This window comes from Chromobacterium sp. LK1 (assembly GCF_001043555.1).
GTDB classification, from domain to species: domain Bacteria; phylum Pseudomonadota; class Gammaproteobacteria; order Burkholderiales; family Chromobacteriaceae; genus Chromobacterium; species Chromobacterium aquaticum.
In genome coordinates, this window is sequence record NZ_LDUI01000043.1 from 14926 (window position 1) to 32017 (window position 17092).

Here is a 17092-nt window from a genome sequence, read left to right on the forward strand (position 1 = left end):
GAAAATTCAAACGATTGTTTAAATATGCTGCTGATCGTGTTGCTGGGCTGGCTCTACGTGGTGCTGATGCTGGCGGTGGCGCAGCACAGCGTGCTGGCTTCGCTGTCCACCTTGTTTTTCCTGGGGGTGTTGCCCACCTTTTTTGTTGCGCGGATGACGCGGCGCAAACTGCGCCTGCAGCGTGAAAAAGCCCGCGCCGCGCGCGAGGAGGCTTGAGCGAATCGGCGTCCGGTGCTAGAATCCCGCGTCCCTTGCCATACTGGCGGGGGAAAATCATCTATTACGCACATCCGCGCCAAAGGGTGCCTCGCTTCGAGGTTGTCTGCGCGGATGGAGGCTTAACCCTTTAAGGAGTTTTTGCATGTCCACCAACGTTACCATGCGTCAAATGCTTGAGGCCGGCGTTCACTTCGGCCACCAAACCCGCTTCTGGAACCCGAAGATGGCCAAGTACATCTTCGGCAGCCGCAACAAGATTCACATCATCAACCTGGAAAAGACTCTGCCGCTGTTCGTGGAAGCTCAGGAATATGTGCGTCGTCTGGCCGCCAACAAAGGTTCCATCATGTTCGTGGGCACCAAGCGTCAGGCTCGTGAGATCGTACGTGAAGAAGCTGCCCGTTGCGGCATGCCGTTTGTTGACCACCGCTGGCTGGGCGGCATGCTGACCAACTACAAGACCGTGAAGCAGTCGATCAAGCGTCTTGAAGAAAAGCGCGCCATCCTGGAATCCGCCGGCGATACCGGTTACAACAAGAAAGAACTGCTGGACCTGCAACGCGAAGTCGACAAGCTGGAGCGTTCGCTGGGCGGCATCAAGGATATGAAGGGCCTGCCGGACGCCATCTTCGTTATCGACACTGGCTACCAGAAAGGTACCATCGTCGAAGCCAAGAAACTGGGTATCCCGGTTATCGGCGTTGTTGATACCAACAACACCCCGGACGGCATCGATTACGTGATCCCGGGCAACGACGACTCCAGCCGCGCCATCCGCCTGTACGCTCGCGGCATGGCCGACGCGGTGCTGGAAGGCCGCGCCCAGTCTCTGCAAGAGATCGTGGCTGCTGAATCGGCTCAAGCCGAGTAAGCAGACGAAAAAGGGGGCGCAAGCCCCTTTTTTTAGACCCACGTAATCAAAATCATTCAGGAGTGAGAAGTATGGCGGACATTACCGCAAAAATGGTTTCGGATCTGCGCGCGGCTACCGGCCTCGGCATGATGGAGTGCAAGAAAGCCCTGGTGGAAGCCGAAGGCGACGCCGCCAAGGCTGAAGAAATCCTGCGCATCAAGTCCGGCAACAAGGCTTCCAAAATGGCTGGCCGCGTGGCTGCCGAAGGCATCATCGGTTCCTTCGTTGAAGGCGGCGTTGGCGCCCTGGTGGAAGTGAACTGCGAAACCGACTTCGTTGCCAAGGACCCGACCTTCCTGGCCCTGGCCGCCGCCGCCGCCAAGGCTGTGGTCGTAGCCAACCCGGCCGACGTGGAAGCGCTGTCCGCCGTGGAAATCGACGGTCAGTCCGTTGAAGACATCCGCAAGGCCGCCATCGCCAAGTTGGGCGAGAACATGACCATCCGTCGCTTCGTTCGCTACCAGACCGAAGGCGCGATCGCCACCTACCTGCACGGCGCCAAGATCGGCGTGATCGTCGATTTCGCCGGCGAAGAGCAAGTGGGCAAGGACGTGGCCATGCACATCGCCGCTTCCAAGCCGATCTGCGTGTCCAAGGATCAGGTTTCCGCCGACATCCTGGAACAAGAGCGCAAGATCTACACCGCTCAGGCCGCCGAATCCGGCAAGCCGGCCGATATCGTCGCCAAGATGGTTGAAGGCCGCGTGAACAAATTCCTGGCCGAAGTGACCCTGATGGGCCAGCCTTTCGTCAAGAACCCGGACCTGACCGTGGAAAAACTGCTGGCCGAGAAGAAAGCCTCGGTCAAGGCGTTCGCCATGTTCGTAGTGGGCGAAGGCATTGAGAAGAAAGTAGTAGACTACGCCGCTGAAGTGGCCGCAGCCGCCAAGCTGTAAGCACCCAGTCGCGAGACGTATTGACGGCACCCTGCCTGCAGGGTGCCGTTTTGCAAACTGAAAACCGAATATCCAGCCAAACCAGAGGTTACCATGAGCCAAGTTCCTGCCTATAAACGCATCCTGCTGAAACTTTCCGGCGAGGCCCTGATGGGCGATGACAGCTACGGCATCAACCGTGCCACGATCGAGCAGATCGTCGGTCAGATCAAGGAAGTCGTGGAGCTTGGCGTGGAAGTGGGCGTGGTGATCGGCGGCGGCAACATCTTCCGCGGCGTCGCGCCGGCGGCCGCGGGCATGGACCGCGCCACCGCGGACTACATGGGCATGATGGCGACGGTGATGAACGCGCTGGCGTTGAAGGACGCGATGACCAAGGCTGGGTTGATCGCTCGCGTGCAGTCGGCTCTGACCATGCAGCAAATCGCCGAGCCCTATGTGCGCGGCAAGGCGATGCAATATCTGGAAGAGGGCAAGGTGGTGATCTTCGCCGCCGGCACCGGCAATCCCTTCTTCACCACCGACACCGCCGCGGCGCTGCGCGGCATGGAAATGAACGTGGACATCATGCTGAAAGCCACCAAGGTGGACGGCGTGTACACCGATGATCCGAAGAAGAACCCGGACGCGGTGCGCTACCAGACCCTGACCTTCGACGAGGCGATCTCGCGCAATCTGAAGGTGATGGACGCCACCGCCTTCGCCTTGTGCCGCGACCAGAACCTGAACATCAAGGTGTTCAGCATCTTCAAGAGCGGCGCGCTGACTCGGGTCGTGCTTGGCGAAGACGAAGGCACGCTGGTACACTGCTGAGTTTGAAAATTGCTGAAGGCGAAAGCGGCAATGGCCGTTTTCGCCTTGTCTTTTTAAGTTTCGATTTGGAGTGGACATGATTAACGACATCAAGAAATCGGCCGAGCAGAAAATGCAGAAGTCGCTGGAAGCATTCAAGACCGACCTGAGCAAAGTGCGCACCGGCCGCGCCCATACCGGCATTCTTGATCATGTCATGGTGGACTACTATGGCAGCGACGTGCCGGTAAGCCAAGTGGCCAACGTTACCCTGGTGGACGCGCGCACCATTGGCGTGCAGCCTTGGGAAAAGCCGATGCTGGCCAAGATCGAAAAAGCGATCCGTGATTCCGACCTGGGCCTGAACCCGGCCTCCATGGGCGAAATCATCCGCGTGCCGATGCCGATGCTGACCGAAGAGCGCCGCAAGGATCTGATCAAAGTGGTGCGTGGCGAGGCCGAGGGCGCGCGCGTGGCCGTGCGCAATATCCGCCGCGACGCCAACAACGAATTCAAGAACCTGCTCAAAGACAAGGCCATCACCGAGGACGACGAGCGTCGCGGCCAGGATGAGATCCAGAAGCTGACCGACAAATACACCGTCGAAATCGACAAGGCCCTGGCCGCCAAGGAAGCTGACCTGATGGCCGTCTAAGGAGCGCCGTACCTTGTTTGCAAGCTCTACCAAGGATGTGCCGGAGGTGCGCTCCGTGCCGCGGCACATCGCCATCATCATGGATGGCAACGGCCGTTGGGCCAAAAAGCGCTTTCTGCCGCGCGTGGCAGGCCACAAGCGTGGTCTGGACACCGTGCGCGAGATCGTTGGAGCCTGCAAGGAGCTGGGCGTCGAATGCCTGACCCTGTTCGCGTTTTCCACCGAGAACTGGCGGCGCCCGCAGGACGAGGTCAGCTTTTTGATGGACCTGTTCATCCGCGCGCTGGAACACGAGGTCAGCAAGCTGCACAGCAATAATATCCGCTTGCGGGTATTGGGCTCGCGCGAGCGCTTCAGCGCCGATTTGCAGGAGCGCATCCGCCGCGCCGAGGACAAGACCGCCGGCAACGACGGCCTGGCCTTGAACATCGCTGCCGACTACGGCGGCCGCTGGGACATTCTCAACGCGGTCAACGGCCTGATCGCCGAGGGCGTCACCGAGATCGACGAAGAGGCGCTGAGCCAGCGTCTGTCGATGCCGTGGGCGCCGGAGCCGGACCTGTTCATCCGCACCGGCGGCGAACAGCGCATCAGCAACTTCCTGTTGTGGCAGCTGGCTTATTCCGAGCTCTACTTCACCGAGACCTTGTGGCCGGATTTCGACCGCGCGGCGCTGGAAACGGCGATCGATTCCTATCAATGCCGCGAACGCCGCTTTGGCCGCACCAGCGAACAATTGCCGGAGCATCTGCGCCGGGATGGGCGCTAAGCCATGCTGCTGACACGCGTACTGACCGCTCTGGTCTTGCTGCCCTTGATGCTGGCGGCGCTGTTCCTGTTTCCGGCCGAGGCCTGGGCCGGCTTCTCCTGGCTGATCATCATCCTGGCCTTGTGGGAGTTCAGCCGCATGGCCGGCATGGCCGGCGCCGGTAAATGGCTGTATCTGGCCGTCAGCAGCGGCCTGGCCGCTGCGGCCTGGTTTAGCCATTATCGGCTGGGCCCGGTCGAGCATGCGCTGACGCTGGCGTTCTGGCTGCTGCTGGTGCCGTGCTGGCTGGCCAAGCGCTGGCGCATCCGCCAAGGGCCGATGGCCTGGCTGCTGGGCTGGCTGCTGATGCTGCCGGCCTGGTTCGCCTTCCTGGAATGGCGGCCGCAGCCTGGCGCCGCCGACGCTTTCGCGCTGCTGGCGGTGATGGGCCTGGTGTGGGTGGCGGACATCGCCGCTTATTTCTCCGGCAAGGCCTTTGGCCGGCGCAAGCTGGCGCCGTCGATCAGCCCGGGTAAAAGCTGGGAAGGCGTGTACGGTGGCGTGATCTGCGTGGCGCTGTACGTGGCGCTGGTCGATCATCTGGGTTGGATAGACATCAGCCTGCCGACTTGGGCGCTATTGCTGCTGGCCTTGCCGCTGACCGCGGTCAGCGTGATGGGCGATCTGCTGGAATCCTGGTTCAAGCGCGCGGCGGGCATCAAGGACAGCAGCAGCTTGCTGCCCGGTCACGGCGGCGTGTACGACCGTATCGACAGTCTTATCGCCGTCCTCGCCGTCAGCAACGCGCTGCGCGCTCTGGGCGGCATGTAACCGCAGGAAACTCAAATGACGAAACCGCAAGGGATTGTCGTTCTCGGCGCCACCGGCAGCGTTGGCGTCAATACTCTGGACGTGGTGGCGCGTCATCCCGAGTGTTACCGGGTGGTGGCACTGAGCGGCAACCTCCAGGTGCAGCGCCTGTTCGAGCAGGCGCTGCAATTCCGGCCGGCTTACGTGGTGACCGGCGACGCCGCGTCCGCCGATGTACTGCGCGGCCGGCTGGACGAGGCCGGCGTGGAGACCGAGGTGCTGCACGGCCCGGCCGCTCTGGTCCAGGTGGCGGCGCTGCCTGAGGCCGACGTGGTGATGGCAGCCATCGTCGGCGCCGCCGGCCTGCCGTCAGCAATGGCGGCGGCGCGCGCCGGCAAGCGCATCTTGCTGGCCAATAAGGAGTCCTTGGTGGTGGCCGGCTGTCTGTTCATGGACGCGGTGCGCCGCCACGGCGCTACCCTGCTGCCGGTGGATAGCGAGCACAGCGCCATTTTCCAGTCCTTGCCGCACGATTACGCCGGCAATCTGGACGCCGCCGGCATCCGCAAAATCATTCTCACCGCTTCCGGCGGGCCTTTCCGTCAGACGCCGCTGGCGGCGCTGGCGCATGTCACGCCCGACGACGCCTGCCGCCATCCCAACTGGGTGATGGGGCGCAAGATTTCCGTCGACTCGGCATCGCTGATGAACAAGGGCCTGGAAGTGATCGAGGCGCACTGGCTGTTCTCCGCGCCGCCGGAACGCATCGAAGTGGTGGTGCATCCGCAAAGCGTGATCCATTCCATGGTGCAGTACCGCGACGGTTCGGTGATGGCCCAGTTGGGCTCGCCGGACATGCGCACGCCCATCGCTTGCGCGCTGGCCTGGCCGGAGCGCATCGAGGCCGGCGTGGGCTCGCTGGACTTCTTCTCCATGTCCAATCTGACTTTCGAAGCGCCGGACCTGGAGCGTTTCCCCTGTCTCAAACTGGCTTTCGAGGTGTTGCGCCTGGGCGGCGACGCGCCGGCGGTGTTGAACGCCGCCAACGAAGTCGCGGTGGAGGCGTTCCTGCAGGGACGCATGCGTTTCCTCGACATTCCCGCCGTGGTATCCGCCGCACTTGAGGGTGTCAGCCTGGCCGGCAGCGACTCGGTCGAGGGTTTGCTGGCCAAGGATGAGGAGGCGCGAGCCTTCGCGCTGCAAAGGGTGGCCGCATGCTGACCTTGCTCGCCTTCCTGGCGGCCATCGGCTTGCTGGTGACCTTTCACGAACTGGGCCACTACTGGGTGGCCCGCTTGTGCGGCGTCAAGGTGTTGCGCTTCTCCATCGGCTTCGGCAAGCCGCTGTGGACGTATTGGCGCAAGGGCACCGAGTGGGTGATTTGTCCGATCCCGCTGGGCGGCTATGTGCGCATGCTGGACGAGCGCGAGGGCCCGGTGACGGAGGAACTGCGCCCGCGGGCCTTCAATAATCAGCATGTGTTGAAGCGCATCGCCATCGTGGCCGCTGGGCCGCTGGCCAATCTCTTGCTGGCGGTGTTGCTGTACTGGGTGGTGCTGGGGCAGGGCGTGAGCCAGGTCAAGCCCTTGGTCGGCACCGTGGTGGCGCAGACCCCGGCCGCGGCGGCCGGCTTCGCGCCTGGCGACCGTATCCTGAGCATAGCCGGCCAGCCAGTGGCCAACTGGCAGCAGATCCGCCTTGCCTTCGTCGAGGCGGCGATGTCGCCGGACGCCACCGTGGTGCGGGTGGAAACCGCCGCCGGCGCCAAGGCCGAACGCCGCATCGACCCCGCCCGCTTCGGCGACAAGGCGGTCACCGCGATGCAGCAGGGCAGCACCGGCCTGACGCCGGGCCGCTTTCTGGCGGTGATAGGCGCGTTGGAAGACGGCGGCGCCGCGCAGAGCGCCGGCCTCAAGGCGGGCGACAAGCTGCTGGCGCTCAACGGCCAGGCCTTGAATAGCTGGGAAGGCTGGGTGACCCAGGTGCGCAACAGCCCGGGGCGCGATCTGGACGTGAAAGTCCTGCGCGGCGCGGAAACGCTGAACATCAAGGTTCGGCCGCAGGCGCATCAGCAGGACGGCGAAGTGGTGGGGCGCATCGGCGCCGCGCCGCAGGCCGATGCCGACTGGGGGCGCCAGCTGCTGTACACCGAGCATTACTCTGTGCCGCAGGCGGCGCTGGCCGCCTTGGCCAAGACCTGGGACACCAGCTGGATGAGCGTCAAGTTCATGGGACGCATGCTGATGGGCCAGGCCTCGCTGGATAATCTGTCCGGCCCGCTGACCATCGCCAATGTCGCCGGCCAGACCGCGCGCGAGGGCCTGACGCCTTATCTGGAGTTCCTGGCCTTGATCAGCATCAGCATCGGCGTGCTGAATCTGCTGCCGATTCCAGTTCTGGATGGCGGGCACTTAATGTATTATGTCGCGGAGTTGATCAGAGGCCGCCCCGTCAGTGAGCGGGCGCAATTGTTCGGACAAAAAATTGGCTTCATCTTGCTGGCGTCTTTGATGGCGTTTGCCTTGCTGAATGATTTCAGCCGCCTATTTGGGGGTTAAAACCGATCTATGAAATTGAAATTGCTTGCAGCAGCCGTACTGGGCCTGACCTCGGCCTCCTTGGCCTGGGCTGCTGATCCTTTTGTCATCAAAGACATCCGTGTCGAGGGCCTGCAGCGCACCGAGCCCGGCACCGTGTTCAATTATCTGCCGGTCAAGGTGGGCGACACCTTCAATGACCAGAAGGCCAACGAGGCGATCAAGGCCTTGTTCGCCACCGGCTTCTTCAATGATGTGCGCATCGAGTCGCGCGATAATGTGGTGATCGTGGCCGTGGCCGAGCGCCCGGTGGTCAGCCAGCTCAATATCAACGGCGCCAAGGAATTCAGCAAGGACCAGCTGAAGAAGGCGCTGAAGGACAATGGCTTCGCCGAATCGCTGATCTTCGACCAGGCGTTGCTGGACGGCGCGGTGCAGGAGCTCAAGCGCCAGTATTACAGCCGCGGCAAGTATTCGGTGGAAGTGACGCCGTCGGTGACCAAGCTGGAACGAAACCGCGTGGCGGTGACGCTGGACATCAACGAGGGCGTGACCGCGCGCATCAAGGATATCCGCATCGTCGGCGTCAGCGCCTTCAAGCAGTCCGAACTGATAGACCTGTTCAGCCTGACCACCGGCGGCTGGCTGTCCTGGATCACCAAGGACGACCAGTATTCCAAGCAGAAGCTGACCGGCGACCTGGAAAAGCTCAAGGCCTTCTACCAGAACCAGGGCTATCTGGAGTTCAACATCGATTCCACCCAGGTATCGATCAGCGCCGACAAGCAGGACATGTTCCTGACGGTGAATATTCACGAAGGCAGGAAGTTCACCATCTCCGACATCAAGCTGGCCGGCGATCTGAAAGTGCCGGAAGCGGATCTGCGCAAACTGATCCAGGCCAAGGCCGGGGATACCTTCAACAACGAGCGCATCACCGAATCGGTTAAATCGCTGAGCGACCGCCTGGGCCAGGCCGGCTATGCCTTCGCCAACGTCAACGTGCTGCCGGACATCGACCACGACAAACAGACCGTGGCCTTTACTTTCTTCGTGGATCCGGGCCGCAAGACCTATGTGCGCCGCGTCAACATCGCCGGCAACACCAAGACCCGCGACGAAGTGATCCGCCGCGAATTGCGCCAGCTGGAAGGCGCCCCCTACGGCGCCGACAAGATCAAGCGCAGCAAGGAGCGCGTGGAACTGCTGGGCTATTTCGAGGACGTCAACATCGAAACGCCGGCGGTGCCGGACGCCGCCGATCAGGTGGACATGAACATCAGCCTGAAAGAGCGCTCCACCGGCAGCGTGTCCGCGGGTATCGGCTTTGTGCAGGGCGAGGGCGTGCAGCTGTCCGCCAGCCTGTCGCAGAGCAATATCTTCGGCTCCGGCAAGTATATGTCGCTGGGTCTGTCCACCGGCAAGGTCAACAAGAATATCTCGCTGTCCTTCACCGATCCGTACTTCACGCCGGACGGCGTCAGCCTGGGTTATGACTTGTACAACCGCGTCTACAACCCGGACGCCACCAATATTTCCGCGTACAAGACCAGCACCATAGGCGGCGCGGTGCGTTTCGGCGTGCCGGTGACCGAGTATGACCGCATCAACTTCAGCATTGGCGCGGAAAACACCAAGATCACCACCTATTCGAACAGCCCGCAGCGCTATATCGACTTCGTCAACCAGTACGGCGCCAGCAACAACACGCTGCTGGGCACCATCAGCTGGGGTCGCGATACCCGTGACAGCGCGCTGTGGCCGACTCGCGGCGCGGTGATCAAGGTGGGCGCCGACGCCGGCCTGCCGGGCGGCGATCTGCAATACTACCGCCTGACCCATCAGCAGACTTGGTTCTTCCCGATGACCAAGACCTTCACGCTGATGCTGAATGGCGAGCTGGGCTATGCCGATGGTTACGGCAAGACCTCGCGCCTGCCGTTCTTCCAGAACTTCTACTTGGGCGGCCTGGGCTCGGTGCGCGGCTACGACACCAGCAGTATCGGTCCGCGCGACACCAATGGCGACTATCTGGGCGGTACCCGCAAGGCGGTGGCCAATGCCGAGATCTTGTTCCCCTTCCCGGGAATGAAGGACAATAAGTCGGTGCGCGCCAGCATGTTCATGGATGCCGGTACTCTGTGGGATCCGTCGGTGGCGGGCAGCTCCGCTGGCGACGGTCTGCGCTATTCCGCTGGCGTGGCGCTGACCTGGCTGTCTCCGATCGGCCCGATGAAATTCAGTATCGCCAACCCGCTGAAGAAGAAGGACACCGACAAAGTCCAGCGCTTCCAATTCCAGCTGGGTACCGTGTTCTAAAATTGACGGGGTTGTTATATGAAAACATTGCAATGGGCGGCCGTGCTCTTGTCGATGGCTGCTTTGTCGGCTCAGGCGGCCGAGCTCAAGATGGGCTATGTCAACACCGAGCGCATCTATCGCGAGGCGGCGCCGGCGATCGCCATCCAGAAACGCCTGGACAAAGAGTTCGCCGAGCGTCGCAACGAGTTGAAGAAGATGGAGGCGCGCGCCAAGGAGCTGGAGTCCCAGCTGGCCAAGAGCAGCTTGAATTCCGACGACCGCAAGCGTTACGAGCGTGAATACGCGGCTTTGGATCGGGACTACCGGGCCAAGGGCCGTGAGCTGTCCGAGGACTTCAACCAGCGGCGCAACGAGGAGTTCGCCTCGGTGCAGGAGCGCGCCAACCGCGCGCTCAAGCAGATCGCCGAGCGCGAGCAGTACGACCTGATCCTGCAGGATGTGGTGTATGTGAACCCCAAGTATGACCTGACGCCCAAGGTTCTGAAGGAATTGGAGCGCTGAAGGCAGGGTAGGGCGGCGTAATGGCCGTCCCGGATGCGCGCGGCCATGGCCGCGCGCCAACTCACATTATGGGAGCAAGCCGACCCCAGGTCGGCTTTCGTTTTTGATGGCTTATACCCTCTCATTCATTACCGGGCAGCTGGGCGGAGAACTGGCGGGTCCGGACCTGAGCGTCAACCGACTGGCGCCGCTGGAAGCGGCCGAGTCCGGCGACATCGCCTTTCTGGCCAACCCCAAGTATCGCAAGCAACTGGACGAAAGCGGCGCCAGCGCGGTGATCGTCGCGCCCAAAATGGCGGAAGAGCTGGCGCAAAGCGCGGCTTGGAACCAGCGTTCCTGGATTGTCGCCGCCGACCCCTATCTTTACTTCGCGCGCCTGGCCGCGCTGTTCCATCCGCAGCCGACGGCGCATGCCGGCATTCACCCCAGCGCGGTGCTGGGCGAGGGCGCTCGGGTGGCGGCCAGCGCCGAGCTGCGTGAACACGTCAGCATCGGCCGCAACGTGGTCATCGGCGAGCGCTGCCGGCTGCTGCCGGGCGTGGTGGTGGGCGACGACTGCGTGCTGGGCGACGACGTGGTCTTGTATCCCAACGTCACGCTTTACCATGGTTGCGTGCTGGGTCATCGCGTCGGCGTGCATTCCGGCAGCGTGATCGGCGCCGACGGTTTCGGCCTGGCCTGGGACAAGGACCACTGGTTCAAAATTCCGCAAACCGGCCGCGTCATCATCGAGGACGACGTGGAAATCGGCGCCAATACCACGGTGGACCGCGGCGCGATGGCGGATACCGTCGTCAAGCGTGGCGCCAAGATCGACAATCTGGTGCAGATCGCCCACAACGTGCAGATCGGCGAGCATTCCGCCATCGCCGGCTGCGTCGGCATCGCCGGCAGCGCCAAGATTGGCGCTTACTGCACCGTGGGCGGCGCGGCGATGTTCGTCGGCCACATTGAAATCTGCGATAAAACCCATATCGGCGGCGGTACCCTGGTGTCGAAGTCGATCAAGACGCCGGGCACCTATGCCTCGTCCTACCCCTTGCAACCTATGAAAGAGTGGCTGGCCAACGCGGTGCACGTCCGTCATCTGGACGATATGGCCAAGCGGCTCAAACAGCTCGAACGCGAGCTCAAAGAAATGAAGAATCAGGAGGAATCCCCCAATGTCTGAACACGCCATCACCATCGATGTCCGCGAGATCATGCGCTATCTGCCGCATCGCTATCCTTTCCTGCTGGTGGACCGTGTCACCGAGTTCGAGGAAAACAAGCGCATCAAGGCGCTGAAGAACGTGACCATCAATGAGCCGTTCTTCGTTGGCCATTTCGAGCAATACCCGGTGATGCCGGGCGTGCTGATCATCGAGGCGATGGCCCAGGCCGCCGGCATCCTGGCCATCCGCAGCCAGGGCGAGCGCGCCGAGAACGAGCTGTACTTCTTCGTCGGCATCGACAACGCCCGCTTCAAGCGCCAGGTGGTGCCGGGCGACCAGCTGACCTTCGAAGTGGAACTGATCACCAGTAAGCGCGGCATCGGCAAGTACTCCGCGCGCGCGCTGGTGGACGGCCAGCTGGCTTGTGAAGCCGAAATCATGTGCGCCAAGCGCGAGGTGTGATCATGGCCATCCATCCAACCGCCATCGTCGACCCCAAGGCCCAGATCGCCGCCGACGTGGAAATCGGCCCTTACACCATCATCGGCCCCAATGTCAGCATCGGCAGCGGCAGCTGGGTGGGCCCTCATGTGGTGATCGAGGGTCACACCTCCATCGGCAAGAACAACCGCATCTTCCAGTTCTGCTCGCTGGGCGCCCAGCCGCAGGACAAGAAGTACGCCGGCGAGCCGACCCGCCTGGAAATCGGCGACAACAACACCATTCGCGAATTCTGCACCTTCAACACCGGCACCGCCCAGGACGTGGGTGTGACCCGTGTCGGCAACGACAACTGGGTGATGGCCTATGTGCACGTCGCGCATGACTGCCAGGTGGGCAATAACGTGATCCTGGCCAATAACGCCACCCTGGCCGGCCACGTGCAGCTGGGCGACTGGGTGATCCTGGGCGGCTTCACCAGCGTGCATCAGTTCGCCATCATCGGCGAGCACGCGATGACCGCCTTCGCCAGCGCCGTGGCCCAGGACGTGCCGCCGTTCGTGATGGCGCACGGCAACCGCGCGGTGCCCTCCGGCATCAACGCCGAAGGCATGAAGCGCCGCGGCTTCAGCGCCGAGCAGATCCGCCGCGTGCGGGGCGCCTACAAGACCTTGTACCGCCAGGGCCTGTCCTTCGAGGACGCCAAGGCCGCCATCCTGGCGGACGCCGCCGCCGGCCACGATGAGCTGGCGCCGTTCACCCGCTTCTTTGGCCAGTCCGCCAGAGGCATCATTCGCTGAGATCCATGCCCGACACTTTGTTCAAAAGCAAGCGGGCACTGAAGGTCGCCATGGTGGCTGGGGAAGCCTCGGGCGACCTTCTTGCCGCCCACCTGATGGACGCGCTGATGGCGCGCCATCCCGACATCGAGTTCGCCGGCATCGGCGGCCCGCGCATGGAAGCGCGGGGTTTCGTCAGCCACGCGCCGCAAAGCCGGCTGGCGGTGATGGGCTATGCCGAAGTGCTCAAGCGCCTGCCAGAGCTGCTGCGCATCCGCCGCACCCTGCGCGATAGATTGCTGGCCGAAAAGCCGGACGTCTTCATCGGCATCGACGCGCCGGACTTCAACCTGGACCTGGAGGCCACGCTCAAGCGCGCCGGCATTCCCACCATCCATTACGTCAGCCCCTCGGTCTGGGCCTGGCGGCCGGAGCGGGTGCAGCAGATAGGCCGCAGCGTCAGCCACATGCTGTGCCTGTTTCCGATGGAGCCGCCGCTGTACCGCCAGGCCGGGGTGCCGGTCACCTATGTCGGCCACCCGCTGGCCAGCGAGATTCCGCTGCGGCCGGACCAGGGCGCGATGCGCGAGCAGCTGGGCCTGCCGCAGCGCGCGCCGGTGTTCACCCTGATGCCGGGCAGCCGCGTCAGCGAACTGGAACACATGGCGCCGCTGTATATCGAAACCGCCAAACTGCTGCTGAAAACCTATCCGGACGCCCAGTTCCTGGTGCCCTTGGCCACCCGTCCCACCATGGCGCTGTTCGACCGCATGCTGAGCCGCCACAAGGGCTGGGACCTGCCGCTGCGCAAGCTGTTCGGCCATGCGCAGATGGCGATGATCGCCAGCGACGCGGTGTTGGTCACCAGCGGCACCGCCACGCTGGAAGTGGCGCTGACCAAGAAACCGATGGTGATCAGCTACAAGCTGTCCGCGCTGACTTACCGCCTGGTCAAGCGCAAGATCCGCCTGCCTTACGTCGGCCTGCCCAATATCCTGTGCGGCCGCTTCGTGGTGCCGGAGCTGCTGCAGAAGCAAGCGACGCCGGCCAAGCTGGCGGCGGAAATGCAAAGACTGTACGAGGATCAGGACGCGCGCCGCGAGATGGTGGACGCCTTCACCGAACTGCATCAGTCCTTGCGCCAGGACACCGCCGCATTGGCGGCGGAAGCGGTGCTGCACGTGGTGGGGCGGCAATGAGCGGGCTTGATCTGGAACTGATCGCCGGAGTGGACGAAGCCGGCCGCGGCCCGCTGGCCGGCGCGGTGTTCGCCGCCGCGGTGATTCTGGACCCGGCCAAACCCATCGCCGGCCTGGCCGATTCCAAGGTGCTGAGCGAGGCCCGCCGCGACGAGCTGGCGCTGTTGATCAAGCGTGACGCGCTGGCCTGGTGCATCGCCAGCGCCAGCGTCGAGGAAATCGACAAGCTCAATATCCTGCACGCCACCATGCTGGCGATGACGCGGGCGGTGCAAGGCCTGCAGCCGCAGGCGACGCGCGCGCTGATCGACGGCAACCGCGTGCCCAAGGGCCTGCCGGTGCCGGGCGAAGCCATCGTCAAGGGCGACGCCAAGGTGGCGGCCATTTCCGCCGCGTCCATCCTGGCCAAGACCGCGCGCGACGCCGAACTGGTGGCCTTGGACGCGCTGCATCCGCAATACGGTTTCGCCCGCCACAAAGGCTATCCCACCGCGGAACACCTGGCCGCGCTGGAGCAGCACGGCGCCTTGCCGGCGCATCGCAAGAGCTTCGGCCCGGTCAAGGCCTGGCTGGCGCGGCAGCAGGGGCAATTGTTTTGAGCGGCGAGGCCGCCAAATCCTGTTTCCCGCCGGTGGCGCGCGCCGATGCCCGCGTCTTGGTGCTGGGCTCCTTGCCCGGCGACGCCTCGCTGCAGGCCGGCCAGTACTATGCCCACCCCCGCAATCAATTCTGGCCGCTGCTGCAGGCGATCACCGGCCGGCCGCTGGTCGAACTGGCCTACGCCGAACGCTTGGACGCGCTGCAAGGAGCCGGCGTGGCCTTGTGGGACGTGATCGCCAGCGCGCGGCGGCGCGGCAGCCTGGATACCTCCATCCGCGATCAGCGCGCCAACGATCTGCGCGAGCTGGCGCAGAGCCTGCCGCGGTTGCGCGCGGTCGCCTTCAACGGCGCCACCGCCGCGCGCGCGGCCGGACAGCTGGATGGCCTGGGGCTGGACATTCTGGCCTTGCCTTCTTCCAGCCCGGCGCATACGCTGGCGTTTGACAGAAAACTTGAAGTTTGGCGGCAACTGGGACGATATTTGTAGTTGACGATGGCCAAACGCGCTCGTCGTCGTGATGAAACCACCTGGGGGAGCGAATATGGGCCATTACTGCATATGGTTTGTCACGCCGGACGACAGCGTGATGCGCCGGGCCGAAGTGGTGATCAACGGCGTGATCCATTGCCATCAGGTGCTGGAGGAAATCGAGGCGCAGCTGGCGGTGGACTGCGGCCTGACCCAGGTGATGATCGTGGACTGGAAGCGTTTTGAGACGCCGGAGCAGGCCGGTAAGCTCGCTCACGCGGCTTAGACGGCTAGCTCTTTGGTAGGAGTCAAGCCCGCGGGCGGCCATGCTATCATGGCCGCCTGAATCTTTATGGGGGTCGGCGTCATGCGCGTGTTGGGTTTCGCCGGCTATTCCGGCAGCGGCAAGACCACCTTGCTGGAAAAACTGATTCCCCGTCTGACCGCGCGCGGCCTGCGCGTCGCCGTGGTCAAGCACACCCACCACGATGTGGACTGGGACACGCCGGGCAAGGACAGCTGGCGCCATCGCCAGGCCGGCGCCACCCAAGTGCTGCTGGCCTCGGCCCGCCGCCGCATGCTGGTGGAGGAACTGGCGGACAGCAATGATTTGCCGCTGGCCGCCCACTTGGCGATGCTGGGTCCTTGCGATCTGGTATTGGCCGAAGGCTTCAAACACGAAGCGATTCCCAAGATAGAAGTGGTCAACAGCGCGCTGGCCGCGCCGGCGTTGCATCTGCATGATGGCCAAGTGTTGGCCGTGGTCGGCGATCTGCCGCAAACGCTGGACCTTCCCTGGTTTCACCGCGACGACGCCGACGCCGTCGCCGCCTTCCTGATTACACGATTGGATCTGCCCCATGCTGAGCTTTGAACAAGCCCGCGACTGGCTGCTGCAGCGCGCCCAGCCGCTGAGCGCCACCGAACAAGTCGAACTGCTGGCCGCCGCCGGCCGCGTGCTGGCCGAACCGGTGCTGGCCACGCTGGACGTGCCGCCGCACGACAATAGCGCGATGGACGGCTACGCGCTGCGCGCCGCCGAACAAGCGGCGGCGATGCCGGTGTCGCAGCGGGTGCCGGCCGGCAGCGTGCCGCAGGCATTGATCGCCGGCAGCGTGGCGCGCATCTTCACCGGCGCGCCGATCCCACCCGGCGCGGACGCCGTGATCATGCAGGAACAGGCGGAAACCGCCGCCGACGGCACGGTCAGCTTCAGCCAGCCGGCCAGCGCCGGCCAGAACATCCGCCGTCGCGGCGAAGACATCCGCGTTGGCCAGGAAATCCTGCCGGCCGGCAAAGTGCTGAACCCGGCCGACATCGGCCTGGCCGCGTCCATCGGGGTGGAAACGCTGACGGTGCGCCGCCCGCTGCGGGTGGCGGTGTTCTTCACTGGCGACGAGCTGGTGGAGCCGGGCCGGCCGCTGGCCGCCGGTCAGATCTACAACTCCAACCGCTACTGGCTGGCGCCGGCGCTGATGCGTCTGGGCTGCGAGGTGATAGACCTGGGCATCGTCCGCGATTCCCTGGGCGCCACCCGCGAGGCGCTGCGCGACGCCGCCGACGCCGCCGACGTGATCATGACCTGCGGCGGAGTGTCGGTGGGAGAGGAAGACCACGTCAAGGCCGCGGTCGAGGCCGAGGGCTCGCTGGACCTGTGGAAACTGGCGATCAAGCCGGGCAAGCCGCTGGCCTATGGCAAGGTGGGGCAGGCGGACTTCATCGGCCTGCCGGGCAATCCGGTATCCGGCTTCGTCACCTTCCAGGTGCTGGCGCGCGCCTTCCTGGAGCGTCGCGCCGGCCTGCCGGTATCGGCGCTGGCGCCGGAAGGCCCGTACCCGGCGGCTTTTGACTGGACCCGGCCGGATGCGCGCCGCAGCGAGTTCATCCGCGTGCGTCGCGTGTGCGTCGACGGCCGCTGGCAGTTGGAACTGTACCCGCAGCAAGGCTCCGGCGTGCTGATGTCCTGCGCCTGGGCCGACGGCCTGGTGCGCTTGGAGCCGGGTCAGGCGGTGGCGTGCGGCGACATGCTGGCCTATCTGCCGCTGGTGCAGTGAGCC

At 63.9% G+C, this 17092-nt stretch carries 20 protein-coding genes; all 20 read left to right on the forward strand.

The window, feature by feature from the left end; all coding sequences use genetic code 11:
* Positions 1-24 precede the first annotated feature (24 nt).
* Positions 25-216 carry a hypothetical protein gene (locus VI26_RS18565; protein ID WP_053074513.1) on the forward strand — a complete coding sequence of 64 codons (192 nt, stop codon included), beginning with the start codon at positions 25-27 and terminating at the stop codon, positions 214-216.
* Between the two features lie 145 nt (positions 217-361).
* Positions 362-1090 carry a 30S ribosomal protein S2 gene (rpsB, locus tag VI26_RS18570; RefSeq protein ID WP_048411249.1) on the forward strand — a complete coding sequence of 243 codons (729 nt, stop codon included), beginning with the start codon at positions 362-364 and terminating at the stop codon, positions 1088-1090.
* Positions 1091-1161: 71 nt separating this feature from the next.
* A complete protein-coding gene (tsf, locus tag VI26_RS18575) occupies positions 1162-2028 on the forward strand; it encodes a translation elongation factor Ts (RefSeq protein WP_048411250.1) in 867 nt (288 codons plus the stop codon).
* Positions 2029-2121: 93 nt separating this feature from the next.
* Positions 2122-2841 carry a UMP kinase gene (pyrH, locus tag VI26_RS18580; protein WP_048411251.1) on the forward strand — a complete coding sequence of 240 codons (720 nt, stop codon included), beginning with the start codon at positions 2122-2124 and terminating at the stop codon, positions 2839-2841.
* 76 nt (positions 2842-2917) lie between these two features.
* Positions 2918-3475: a ribosome recycling factor gene (gene frr / locus VI26_RS18585; protein ID WP_048411252.1), complete on the forward strand. Its 558-nt coding sequence runs from the start codon at positions 2918-2920 to the stop codon at positions 3473-3475.
* 13 nt (positions 3476-3488) lie between these two features.
* Positions 3489-4244 carry an isoprenyl transferase gene (locus tag VI26_RS18590; RefSeq protein ID WP_048411253.1) on the forward strand — a complete coding sequence of 252 codons (756 nt, stop codon included), beginning with the start codon at positions 3489-3491 and terminating at the stop codon, positions 4242-4244.
* A 3-nt stretch (positions 4245-4247) separates the two neighbouring features.
* Positions 4248-5054, forward strand: coding sequence for a phosphatidate cytidylyltransferase (locus tag VI26_RS18595; RefSeq protein ID WP_048411254.1), 807 nt, complete (start codon positions 4248-4250; stop codon positions 5052-5054).
* A gap of 15 nt (positions 5055-5069) precedes the next feature.
* Positions 5070-6254, forward strand: coding sequence for a 1-deoxy-D-xylulose-5-phosphate reductoisomerase (ispC, locus tag VI26_RS18600; RefSeq protein ID WP_048411255.1), 1185 nt, complete (start codon positions 5070-5072; stop codon positions 6252-6254).
* Positions 6248-7591, forward strand: coding sequence for an RIP metalloprotease RseP (rseP, locus tag VI26_RS18605; protein ID WP_048411256.1), 1344 nt, complete (start codon positions 6248-6250; stop codon positions 7589-7591). Before ispC ends, rseP begins: the two co-directional genes overlap by 7 nt.
* 9 nt (positions 7592-7600) lie before the next feature.
* Complete coding sequence (gene bamA, locus VI26_RS18610) at positions 7601-9889, forward strand: outer membrane protein assembly factor BamA (RefSeq protein ID WP_048411257.1); 2289 nt, start codon at positions 7601-7603, stop codon at positions 9887-9889.
* Between the two features lie 18 nt (positions 9890-9907).
* Positions 9908-10393, forward strand: coding sequence for an OmpH family outer membrane protein (locus tag VI26_RS18615; RefSeq protein ID WP_048411258.1), 486 nt, complete (start codon positions 9908-9910; stop codon positions 10391-10393).
* 106 nt (positions 10394-10499) lie between these two features.
* Positions 10500-11564: a UDP-3-O-(3-hydroxymyristoyl)glucosamine N-acyltransferase gene (gene lpxD, locus VI26_RS18620; RefSeq protein ID WP_048411259.1), complete on the forward strand. Its 1065-nt coding sequence runs from the start codon at positions 10500-10502 to the stop codon at positions 11562-11564.
* Positions 11557-12009 carry a 3-hydroxyacyl-ACP dehydratase FabZ gene (gene fabZ, locus VI26_RS18625; protein ID WP_043639907.1) on the forward strand — a complete coding sequence of 151 codons (453 nt, stop codon included), beginning with the start codon at positions 11557-11559 and terminating at the stop codon, positions 12007-12009. Before lpxD ends, fabZ begins: the two co-directional genes overlap by 8 nt.
* Before the next feature lie 2 nt (positions 12010-12011).
* Positions 12012-12788 carry an acyl-ACP--UDP-N-acetylglucosamine O-acyltransferase gene (gene lpxA / locus VI26_RS18630; RefSeq protein ID WP_048411260.1) on the forward strand — a complete coding sequence of 259 codons (777 nt, stop codon included), beginning with the start codon at positions 12012-12014 and terminating at the stop codon, positions 12786-12788.
* Positions 12789-12793: 5 nt separating this feature from the next.
* Positions 12794-13966 carry a lipid-A-disaccharide synthase gene (gene lpxB, locus VI26_RS18635; RefSeq protein ID WP_048411261.1) on the forward strand — a complete coding sequence of 391 codons (1173 nt, stop codon included), beginning with the start codon at positions 12794-12796 and terminating at the stop codon, positions 13964-13966.
* Complete coding sequence (gene rnhB, locus VI26_RS18640; RefSeq protein WP_197081535.1) at positions 13963-14565, forward strand: ribonuclease HII; 603 nt, start codon at positions 13963-13965, stop codon at positions 14563-14565. The genes lpxB and rnhB overlap by 4 nt, the downstream gene beginning before the upstream one ends.
* The gene (locus tag VI26_RS18645; protein ID WP_048411262.1) at positions 14562-15053 is read left to right on the forward strand and encodes a DNA-deoxyinosine glycosylase; all 492 of its coding nucleotides are present in this window, start codon (positions 14562-14564) and stop codon (positions 15051-15053) included. Before rnhB ends, VI26_RS18645 begins: the two co-directional genes overlap by 4 nt.
* A 55-nt stretch (positions 15054-15108) precedes the next feature.
* Complete coding sequence (locus tag VI26_RS18650) at positions 15109-15321, forward strand: hypothetical protein (RefSeq protein ID WP_048411263.1); 213 nt, start codon at positions 15109-15111, stop codon at positions 15319-15321.
* Positions 15322-15387: 66 nt separating this feature from the next.
* Positions 15388-15909, forward strand: coding sequence for a molybdopterin-guanine dinucleotide biosynthesis protein B (gene mobB, locus VI26_RS18655; RefSeq protein WP_231581053.1), 522 nt, complete (start codon positions 15388-15390; stop codon positions 15907-15909).
* On the forward strand, positions 15896-17089 hold the full coding sequence (gene glp / locus VI26_RS18660; protein ID WP_048411264.1) for a gephyrin-like molybdotransferase Glp: 1194 nt from the start codon (positions 15896-15898) through the stop codon (positions 17087-17089). The genes mobB and glp overlap by 14 nt, the downstream gene beginning before the upstream one ends.
* The last annotated feature ends 3 nt before the right edge of the window (positions 17090-17092 follow it).

Coding starts and splice junctions, on each gene's coding strand:
- mobB (WP_231581053.1), top strand. CDS start 15,388: ATGGGGGTCGGCGTCATGCGCGTGTTGGGTTTCGCCGGCTATTCCGGC.
- bamA (WP_048411257.1), top strand. CDS start 7,601: ATGAAATTGAAATTGCTTGCAGCAGCCGTACTGGGCCTGACCTCGGCC.
- lpxB (WP_048411261.1), top strand. CDS start 12,794: ATGCCCGACACTTTGTTCAAAAGCAAGCGGGCACTGAAGGTCGCCATG.
- frr (WP_048411252.1), top strand. CDS start 2,918: ATGATTAACGACATCAAGAAATCGGCCGAGCAGAAAATGCAGAAGTCG.
- ispC (WP_048411255.1), top strand. CDS start 5,070: ATGACGAAACCGCAAGGGATTGTCGTTCTCGGCGCCACCGGCAGCGTT.
- fabZ (WP_043639907.1), top strand. CDS start 11,557: ATGTCTGAACACGCCATCACCATCGATGTCCGCGAGATCATGCGCTAT.
- VI26_RS18565 (WP_053074513.1), top strand. CDS start 25: ATGCTGCTGATCGTGTTGCTGGGCTGGCTCTACGTGGTGCTGATGCTG.
- VI26_RS18595 (WP_048411254.1), top strand. CDS start 4,248: ATGCTGCTGACACGCGTACTGACCGCTCTGGTCTTGCTGCCCTTGATG.
- VI26_RS18615 (WP_048411258.1), top strand. CDS start 9,908: ATGAAAACATTGCAATGGGCGGCCGTGCTCTTGTCGATGGCTGCTTTG.
- rseP (WP_048411256.1), top strand. CDS start 6,248: ATGCTGACCTTGCTCGCCTTCCTGGCGGCCATCGGCTTGCTGGTGACC.
- lpxD (WP_048411259.1), top strand. CDS start 10,500: ATGGCTTATACCCTCTCATTCATTACCGGGCAGCTGGGCGGAGAACTG.
- lpxA (WP_048411260.1), top strand. CDS start 12,012: ATGGCCATCCATCCAACCGCCATCGTCGACCCCAAGGCCCAGATCGCC.
- rnhB (WP_197081535.1), top strand. CDS start 13,963: ATGAGCGGGCTTGATCTGGAACTGATCGCCGGAGTGGACGAAGCCGGC.
- glp (WP_048411264.1), top strand. CDS start 15,896: ATGCTGAGCTTTGAACAAGCCCGCGACTGGCTGCTGCAGCGCGCCCAG.
- VI26_RS18650 (WP_048411263.1), top strand. CDS start 15,109: ATGGGCCATTACTGCATATGGTTTGTCACGCCGGACGACAGCGTGATG.
- rpsB (WP_048411249.1), top strand. CDS start 362: ATGTCCACCAACGTTACCATGCGTCAAATGCTTGAGGCCGGCGTTCAC.
- tsf (WP_048411250.1), top strand. CDS start 1,162: ATGGCGGACATTACCGCAAAAATGGTTTCGGATCTGCGCGCGGCTACC.
- pyrH (WP_048411251.1), top strand. CDS start 2,122: ATGAGCCAAGTTCCTGCCTATAAACGCATCCTGCTGAAACTTTCCGGC.